The sequence below is a fragment of the Trichothermofontia sp. genome, from assembly GCF_053493415.1.
In genome coordinates this window covers 19,810-28,183 of record NZ_JBRCAD010000201.1, presented here as the reverse complement: position 1 = coordinate 28,183, position 8,374 = coordinate 19,810, and the positions used below count along the sequence as shown (strand labels likewise).

Sequence of the window (8,374 nt, the reverse complement as noted above, 5' to 3'; positions counted from 1 at the left end):
GACAAGTTTCGCTATTTGCAACTAGAACTCAGCCGTCGCTGTTCGCTCGTCCATTGGAGCTACGATTTGCTTCCAGAAACGCTTGTATGACTCTCGCACCCTCAAGTGTAAAGTTTTATATCTGGATTCAACACTTCTGGACTAGAAGATTTTTCAAATACTTTACATACCCATTCAATTGCACCACTGAAATTACCCGAAGAATCTCCCAAAGGATTGGCTTCGCAAAAATCCCACGCCATTGGAATTGCTTGTCTTGTAAATAAGTGACCCACAGCATCCCGATTAATGTGCCATGTGCAAATATTGTTGTTATAGTCACTGACTTTATCGATCGCAAACGCCAAATAAACACTAATCGCCTCTCCATAAGCCCTAGCCCCGGTGCCGCCCTCAGCCAAGGGCACATCATCATCCGGTAGCCCTGCCGCCACCGCATCGGCAATGGCCTTTTCCCGTGCTTCCCCCACCAAATCGCTGAAGGTCGTGAGGGCTACCAGTTGCCGCGGCGTGAAGAGATCGGCGTGTTTGGTCATGCCGTAATTTTGGACGCGGAACCCTAGCGCTTCCTTGGGTAAATCGGTATCCGGTTTCCAGTTGGGTTGAGCAGAGTTGGCAATGGCTTCCTGTTCGGGGGTGGGTGCGAGGTAAACCCGTCCGTTTTGTCCCTCCGCGACAATGGCCATCATTTGCGCTCCCATGCGTCCGGCTCTGCCCTCCGTTCGCACATACTCCAACGGTACAGGCGTTCCGCAGGCGATGCAGCGTGCCCCCTTGCGATCGACCGTTCCTTCCGGGGCCTTGCCCTTGCCCGACTTCACCACAAACCTTACCCTCACTCCCTCACCCCCGACCCCTCTCCCACCAAGGGAGAGGGGAGTCAGAGGTGCTTCTTGTTCCCCTTCTCCCATCGAGGGAGAAGGGGTTAGGGGATGAGGGTGACGCTCTATCACCGGTTCCACCCAGGCTTCCTTCCCCTTCTTGGTGGAAAGCTGAAAACTCCGCACCAAGGGCATCTGGCACCCACACGCCGGATTCGGGCATTTCACCGTCCGTGCCCAAAGCCAGGCAATGACGGTGAGTTCTTCAGGCTTGGCTCCCTCACCCCCAGCCCCTCTCCCACGCGGGGAGAGGGGAGAAAAGTCAGGGGAGTGGAGAGTAAAGGCCGCCTCGATTTGCTTGAGGCAAGTGGATAGATCCGTTTCCACAGCATGGGCACTCAAACGCAGAAAGCGCAGTCCCAAAGATTCCAACAGCCTTTGACGCTCGCGATCAAGTTCTTGCTGCGAATCATGTACAGCACCATCTACCTCCACAATGAGACGTTCTGCAGCACAGAAAAAATCTACAACAAAGCATCCGATTGGCTGCTGCCGCCGAAACTTACGCCCTTCTAGCTTGGCTCCTCGAAGAGCCTGCCAAAGAATTTCTTCACTCTTGGTTGCTTGGCGACGCAGCTGACGGGCAACCTCCGTCATCCTTTGGCGCAACGCCTCCGAAATCTCCCACCGCTCCTCTTCCCCCTCGCCCCTGGTGGGAGAGGGGGTCAGGGGGTGAGGGGGACTCCACGGTTGATAACTACCATCGGCTAACCGGATCGCCTTAACCTTCGGATACAGATGCCCAATTTTCTTAAACGCCTCCTCCCGCATCCACGCCCCATAAAACCGCACATCCGCCGCCAACCCCTGCGCTCCATACCACCGATTCAACCTCCCCTCTCCTCCCGTGGGAGAGGGGCTGGGGGTGAGGGGGCAATCCACCGGATTAATCGGTGCCTGATCCTTAAACTTCGGAGAAATCTCAATTAGTGCCTTATTGATCAACACCGCCACCGGATTCAAATCACTAGCATGGGCCTCCAGCCCCAACCGCTGCGCTTCCAACGGAATCGACCCACCCCCCGCAAACGGGTCATAAACTGGTGGCGCATACTGGGCAATATATTCCCGCACCGCATCTGGTTTCGTCGGCGGTTCCTCCCCCCGCTCCCACGCCAAACACCGTGCAATCTCCCGCTGAGCCGCTGCCAGCACACCAGAATTGGGGTCATTCACGTCATCCCAAGACACCAGCCCCCGCACCACCTGCTTCTGATTTCCCTTCTTATCTGTCTCCGTCTCTTTCCGCCCCAAAATATCAAACAACCGCTGCCGTTCCCGCGTTTGCTCCTCCTCCGTCGGAAACCGTTCCGGCCAACTCGAAGGATCATCCACCAACGACGCCCACAACACCGCCCGACACGCCGCCAACGGACGCCGCGCCCACCACAGATGCAAAGTCGAGGGATGCCCATGCCGAATCGACTTCTCCCGCGCCGACTCCATATTGATGGCTTCCAAAGGTAGGGCCACTTCAATCAGCTTTTTGCGGTAGGTCATCAGAGGACATCCAAACGATTACAGAATTTGAACATGGGGATAAGTGATAATCTTGCTGTCAACCGTCAGCAGCGGACAGTCATAGACTTGTGCCGTTGCCACAATGATTTGATCCGCTGGGTCATTATGAAACCCTTCAAGCTGGTTAGCCCGCACCACGATCGGCAAAGTCAGATCCAGCAGTTGCACACCAGGATAAGCCAATGCATCGTTAAGCCATTGCTCAATCACTTCTGGCAAAATCAGACATTTTTTCTCAACCAGTTTCGCCACTTCCCAACAGCTAAAAATACTGACTCCTAGCCCCTCTGAGCGATATTGCTGGAGCCACTGTTGGTGTTGTTGGGGCAATCTGGAATCTTTTTGCACCCACCAAACCCAGATGTGTGTATCTAAAACAATCACTTTAAAACCTCCCAATCCTCAGCAGGAACAGCAGGTTCAAAAGGGTCATCATAGCGATAAGGTTGTTTGCCCTGAAGAGGATATTCAGTTGTCTGATGTGGAGTTTCTGGCGGTTTCTTTGGTTGTTCTAAAATGATGATATCGACAGCATCTCCAGCCTGGAATGGTAAATCCTTCAATAGCAGCGTTCCATCTTCGATGAGCATTGCTGCTAGTTTATAGGCGTTCATAACAATTAACTCCTGAATTATAGAAAACCACAGAGAAACAGAGGGCACAGAGGCTAAGGAACAGTAGACAGATAGAACATAGACTACAGGGAGAATCCGTGTTGGGTAAGATCTTGCTCTACCATAGCCAAAATAGCTTCGGCCTGCTGAAGGGCAATGCGGGCATCTTGCTCAGAAGGATCTGCCAAATCAGTTGGATATCGACTTTCGATCGCCCACTCCGTGAGCCACTCTAGGTTAGTCAGTTGACGACAGTAGAAACCTTCTGGAACCAGCACCCTAAGTAATTCTAAATCGTGACGGGGAGGAAAATCAATCTGAAGAAAAATGAGAACAGCCTTCAAACCCTTTTCCGCCGCTTGCTGTGATAAAAAGCAAATTTGCTGAGCAAAATCCCCAGCTTCACCAGCCAAGACTTGAGCCGCTCTCAGATCTCGGCGGGCATAGGCTAACCAACGTTGGGTTTCAACCGCAACCCTATTTTCCTTGCTCATAAATCACCTTCCCTTCTCTCAGGGCAGGTCGTAAAATTCTGCCCACCAGATCACCATACGCCTCAATTTCCACAGGTGTTGTGACCACAATATCCTTAGCCACCGGCAGATCTGCCAATATTCCCCGAATCGCGATCGTCGTTTCTCGCGGGTTGCTCAGATCTGAGAATACCACCAGCAGGTCAACATCACTCTGGGCCGTGGCCTCGCCCCTCGCATGGGAGCCAAACAGGATAATTCTGAGGGGGGCAAAGTGCTCTACGATGCGATCGCGCATCACCCCAATCCAGGGATTTAGACTGGCTTGCTTAACATCAGAACTTGCAGCCATAGAAATCACCACTGTGCCTTTGTGGTTAGCCTTAATTAGGACGACTGAATTTGCTCTCGTACCCATTGACGAAATGCCTTTAGCACCTTGTTTCTACCCAAAGTTTTGCTCTCTCTCAGGTAATGAGGAATCATTTGCTTCAGAGCTAAACCTGGGAAATTGGGACTTTCTGGCACTTCCTGATATGTCCCAAACTTCAGGATGTTGATTTGCAAATTCCCCTGATCAAATCGCCAGAGTTCCGGCACCTGCAAAGCTTCATAAATGCTGGGATGCGTTCGAGAGGTGATATCAACCTCGATCGCCAAATCAGGCGGCGGATCGATCGCTAAATCAATACGCTTCTTGCCACGAATCTTTGCTTCATTCTGAATATAAAAACATTGATCAGGCTCCAACCCCTGGGTCGTAGGCTTCTTGAAGGTTGTTGAACCTAAACTACGAAACTCAATATCCAACTCTTCTAGCAATGCCTTGATCAAATCACCAATAATCTCCTTATCATCCTCATGCTCTGGCAGCGGCATCATCATCTCCAGCAACCCATTATCATAAGCCAAACGAGATCCGCGATGATCCCCCAATTCATCCAGTATGATTTCAAATTCTTGCCAAGAGATATCCTGCAAAATGACTCGCTGACCCGCTGGAACATTAATTCGCCCTAATTCTAATAACATGGGTTGATGCCTCCGCCTCCTCCCGACTCATCCTTCGTGTCCTTCGTGCCTTTGTGGTTTAAACAGTGAACCACGAAGACACAAAGTTCACAAAGTTCTTAGTGTCCTTTGTGCCTTTGTGGTTCATACCCTCGCTCCCATAACTCCCGCCATTCATAATTCACACTACTGGCCCCAAAATCTGGCTCCCGCTGAAACGGTCGCTCCACATAACGCACCACACAACCCTGTCCAGGTACAGTATAAACCCCAGAAATTGTCTTTACCTTGAAAGCATCTCCTTCTGTAAAATTCTGATCCGCAGGCACCTGCACCAACGCCAAGATAAAATTATCTGGTTTATTAAGCGCCGCCAGGATTTCATTTTTAGTGACGGTAACCGTTTCTGCCCCTGCTATCCTGCCCTTGACCTCGATAAAGCGGAGGCCCTCACCCCCTGCTGAAGATTCAATGTCATACCCACATTTCTGATCGCTCACATCCCGTGGTTCATAGCCCAACGCCCGTTCTGCGGCCATCACCGCTGCCATTGCCGCTAGCTCAACCCGCTTGGTTTCTTTGGCAAAGGTGCTGGTCGCCGCGTCCCGTTTGCCTTGGAGCCGTTGCAATAGACCGATCGGCATCACCAGCGCCCCACCGACAATCACTGGCGGCAATGGCGATAGCTGCCGTTCCTGCTCTAGCTCCGACAGGCGTTTCTGGAGGCGATCGGCCAACTCATCCGCCCGTTGCTGTGCCCTAGCGGAGTTGAGCTTGGCATTCGGCTTGCCAGCTTGCTCCTGTAAGCGCAGATCCGCTGCCCGTTGATCCCAATAGTTGATTTCCTTCGTCAGTCGATCCTTTACTGCCCGAACCGTCTTTTCAATCAGCTCTTTCTTCCGTTCCTGCACTTCCTGAAGATGGTTCGACACCAGGTGAGCAATAGCATAGCTGGTCGCCTTGCTCTCAATATCATCGCGAAGCCCCAAATTGTTCAGTGTTGCTTCTACTAACGGTTTTTCAGATTCTTCTAAGGGTCGATAGTCGAGATAGGGGGCATACCCGGCGTTTCTGACCCTCGCGCCCTCACCCCCGACCCCTCTCCCAGAACGGGAGAGGGGAGGAAAATCCTCTTGTTCCCCTTCTCCTCTAGTGGGAGAAGGGGCTAGGGGATGAGGGTCAAAAATTTCGACATATTGCATTCGACGGGAGACGATCCGCCGCCGGCCATCTCGTTCGGTGCGAGCATCTTGAATGGAATGCTCCAAATACACCAGTGCCCGCACTGCTTCCCCCGGATCGTTTTCGTCTACCAGAATGGCACCCTGCCGGAGCAGATCCCGATGACGTTCTAACGTCAAATCAATGACGGCATCTAGCAAGGGATGCCCCGGACAGACAAAATCAGCCAGCGGTTTTCCGGGAACACTGATCAGTTCCTTCTCAAAACAGATCCGCTCATAGCGTTTTAAGATGGCCTTACCCACACCAATCAGTCGATCCCGATCGCGAATCACCGCCGGCACATGGGTAATTTCATAGCGTTTGGGTTCCCGCTGCCGAATCGTACCGCCCAATCGCTGAAAAGCTTCCAAGAAAAAGGATGCAATGAAATAGGGCTGGAGTTTTCGGGCTTCTGCTCGCTCCATCTCCTGGCGAATCTGCTGCACCTTCGTTACATCCATCGCATCCCGCGCCAGGGCGCGTTCTTCCAGCAACTCTCGCAACCGACTTTGGTCAAGACGATCGCTCACCACCTGATCCAGCTTTGCCCTCACCTCCGGACGATCGCCATAGCGAATTGCCTCAATCAGCAGTTCCCGCAACTCCTTACCCGCGATCGCCTTCCCCAGCACATCAAAGACCTGCCCCCCCAACGCCCTTTGCTCAACCTCCAGCTTCTTCAGCAGCGCCAGATACACATCCCCCTCGCGGGTTTCCTCTGCCACCAGATTCCAAAGATGGCAAACTTCAGTCTGACCAATCCGGTGAATCCGTCCAAACCGCTGCTCCAGTCGATTTGGGTTCCAGGGCAGATCGTAGTTCACCATTAAATGTGCCCGTTGCAGGTTAATCCCTTCTCCAGCAGCATCCGTGGCGATTAAAACTTGCACCGTCACATCTTGCTTAAAGGCTTCCTCTGCCTTCTTGCGTTCTTCCCGTCCCATCCCCCCGTGGATCGTCACCACCGCCTCAGGCCGTCCGATCAGGGTCGTAATTTGATTAACCAGGTAATTTAAGGTATCTCGATGTTCGGTAAAGATGACTAATTTGCGAGACGAACCACAAAGACACAAAGACCACAAAGGATTTTCTTCGTGCCCTTTGTGCCTTTGTGGTGAAAAAATCGCCTGGATAACCCGCGACAACTCCTCCCACTTGCGATCGCACCCACTCCGCCGCACCCGCAACGCCAACCCCTCCAACGCCCCCAGCCGCCCAATCTCCGCCTGCAACTCCGCGATCGTCTGGGATGCCGTCGCCAGATCCACCACCGCCGCCTCCGCAGACTCCCACTCCGCCGCCGTCAAATCCTCCTCCTCCAACTCACCCCGAAGCCACAAAGACCACAAAGGATTTTCTTCGTGCCCTTTGTGCCTTTGTGGTTCCCTCTCCTCCCCTAATCGCCTCTCCAACCGCTCCCTGCGCCGTCGCAACGACTGATAAATCGCCTCCGGAGAAGAGGCCAACCGCCGCTGCAAAATCGTCAACGCAAACCCCACCGTCCCCTTGCGCCCCTCATTCAGCAACGCATCCGCCCGGTTAAACTCCTCCCTAACATAATCCGTCACCTGCTTGTAAAGCACCGCCTCCAGATCCGACAGAACATACTTAACCGTGTGCGCCCGCCGTTCCGGAAACAGCGGTTTGCCATCAAACTTCAGCAGATCTTCCTTGACCAGCCGCCGCATTAAATCCGACACATCACAGCCATGCACCCCATCCCGGAAGCGCCCCTCAAAGCGATCGCCATCCAGCAGCGCCAGGAACAACTGAAAATCTTCCTCTTTCCCATTGTGGGGAGTTGCCGTCATCAACAGAAAATGGCGAGTCAGCGTTGACAGCAGCTTACCGAGCTTATAGCGCTTAGTTTCCTTAATCTCACCCCCAAAAAATGAGGCCGACAGTTTGTGCGCCTCATCCACTACCACCAGATCCCAATCCGTTTGCCCTAGCTTGGCTTGCAGGTCTTCATTGCGACTGAGCTTGTCCAATCGCACGATGACCAGCGGCATTTCGGCCAAGGCATTCCCGGTCCGAGCCGCTTCGATCCGGTCATTTGTCAGAATCTCAAAGGGGAGATGAAACTTTTGCAATAGCTCATCCTGCCACTGCACGGCCAAACTGCCAGGGCAAACGATCAGGCACCGTTGTAAGTCTCCCCGAATCAGCAATTCCCGGATAAATAGCCCCGCCATGATAGTTTTTCCGGCTCCCGGATCATCCGCCAGCAGGAACCGCAGCGGTTGACGGGTCAGCATCTCGCTATACACCGCCGTGATCTGGTGGGGCAGGGGTTCCACCAACGAGGTATGCACCGCTAACAATGGGTCGAATAAATAAGCCAGCCGAATGCGCTGCGCTTCAGACACTACCCGCAACAATGCCCCATCGCCATCAAAGCAAAAGGGGTGTCCTTCGGTGACAATTTCCAAGCTGGGTTCGTCATCCCGCAACAGCAGTTGTGTGTATGGTTGTCCGTTGGCGTCCTTATAGGTCACCTCAACCACATCACTGCCGTGCCACTTCGCATCAATGACAGTAACGTTGTGATTGGGCAGAATGCCCTTAACGGCAGTACCACGGGTAAGATCTTCGAGCTTCGCCATAGCCTATTCATATTTCGGGAAGAGAAGTTCGGCCAGAAATAACG

Annotated in this window: 7 protein-coding genes; all 7 read right to left on the bottom strand. The window is 53.0% G+C overall.

Annotation, left to right across the window (positions count from 1 at the left end; genetic code table 11):
* Positions 1-101 precede the first annotated feature (101 nt).
* The 7 genes from ACWIUF_RS17755 to ACWIUF_RS17725 all read right to left on the bottom strand — a co-directional run bounded on the left by ACWIUF_RS17755 (position 102) and on the right by ACWIUF_RS17725 (position 8,330).
* On the bottom strand, positions 102-2,381 hold the full coding sequence (locus tag ACWIUF_RS17755; RefSeq protein ID WP_448573853.1) for a DUF1156 domain-containing protein: 2,280 nt from the start codon (positions 2,379-2,381) through the stop codon (positions 102-104).
* Positions 2,382-2,399: 18 nt separating this feature from the next.
* On the bottom strand, positions 2,400-2,786 hold the full coding sequence (locus tag ACWIUF_RS17750; protein ID WP_448573852.1) for a type II toxin-antitoxin system VapC family toxin: 387 nt from the start codon (positions 2,784-2,786) through the stop codon (positions 2,400-2,402).
* Positions 2,783-3,016, bottom strand: a complete 234-nt coding sequence (locus tag ACWIUF_RS17745; protein WP_448573851.1) for a hypothetical protein — start codon at positions 3,014-3,016, stop codon at positions 2,783-2,785. The genes ACWIUF_RS17750 and ACWIUF_RS17745 overlap by 4 nt, the downstream gene beginning before the upstream one ends.
* A gap of 83 nt (positions 3,017-3,099) precedes the next feature.
* Positions 3,100-3,510 carry a HEPN domain-containing protein gene (locus ACWIUF_RS17740; RefSeq protein WP_448573850.1) on the bottom strand — a complete coding sequence of 137 codons (411 nt, stop codon included), beginning with the start codon at positions 3,508-3,510 and terminating at the stop codon, positions 3,100-3,102.
* Positions 3,494-3,841 carry a nucleotidyltransferase domain-containing protein gene (locus ACWIUF_RS17735; RefSeq protein ID WP_448573849.1) on the bottom strand — a complete coding sequence of 116 codons (348 nt, stop codon included), beginning with the start codon at positions 3,839-3,841 and terminating at the stop codon, positions 3,494-3,496. The genes ACWIUF_RS17740 and ACWIUF_RS17735 overlap by 17 nt, the downstream gene beginning before the upstream one ends.
* Before the next feature lie 35 nt (positions 3,842-3,876).
* Positions 3,877-4,521 (bottom strand): Uma2 family endonuclease, encoded by a 645-nt coding sequence (locus ACWIUF_RS17730; protein WP_448573848.1) that lies wholly within the window; start codon positions 4,519-4,521, stop codon positions 3,877-3,879.
* A gap of 98 nt (positions 4,522-4,619) precedes the next feature.
* Positions 4,620-8,330: a helicase-related protein gene (locus tag ACWIUF_RS17725; RefSeq protein ID WP_448573847.1), complete on the bottom strand. Its 3,711-nt coding sequence runs from the start codon at positions 8,328-8,330 to the stop codon at positions 4,620-4,622.
* Between the last annotated feature and the right edge of the window lie 44 nt (positions 8,331-8,374).

Coding starts and splice junctions, on each gene's coding strand:
- ACWIUF_RS17745 (WP_448573851.1), bottom strand. CDS start 3,016: ATGAACGCCTATAAACTAGCAGCAATGCTCATCGAAGATGGAACGCTG.
- ACWIUF_RS17740 (WP_448573850.1), bottom strand. CDS start 3,510: ATGAGCAAGGAAAATAGGGTTGCGGTTGAAACCCAACGTTGGTTAGCC.
- ACWIUF_RS17730 (WP_448573848.1), bottom strand. CDS start 4,521: ATGTTATTAGAATTAGGGCGAATTAATGTTCCAGCGGGTCAGCGAGTC.
- ACWIUF_RS17725 (WP_448573847.1), bottom strand. CDS start 8,330: ATGGCGAAGCTCGAAGATCTTACCCGTGGTACTGCCGTTAAGGGCATT.
- ACWIUF_RS17735 (WP_448573849.1), bottom strand. CDS start 3,841: ATGGCTGCAAGTTCTGATGTTAAGCAAGCCAGTCTAAATCCCTGGATT.
- ACWIUF_RS17755 (WP_448573853.1), bottom strand. CDS start 2,381: ATGACCTACCGCAAAAAGCTGATTGAAGTGGCCCTACCTTTGGAAGCC.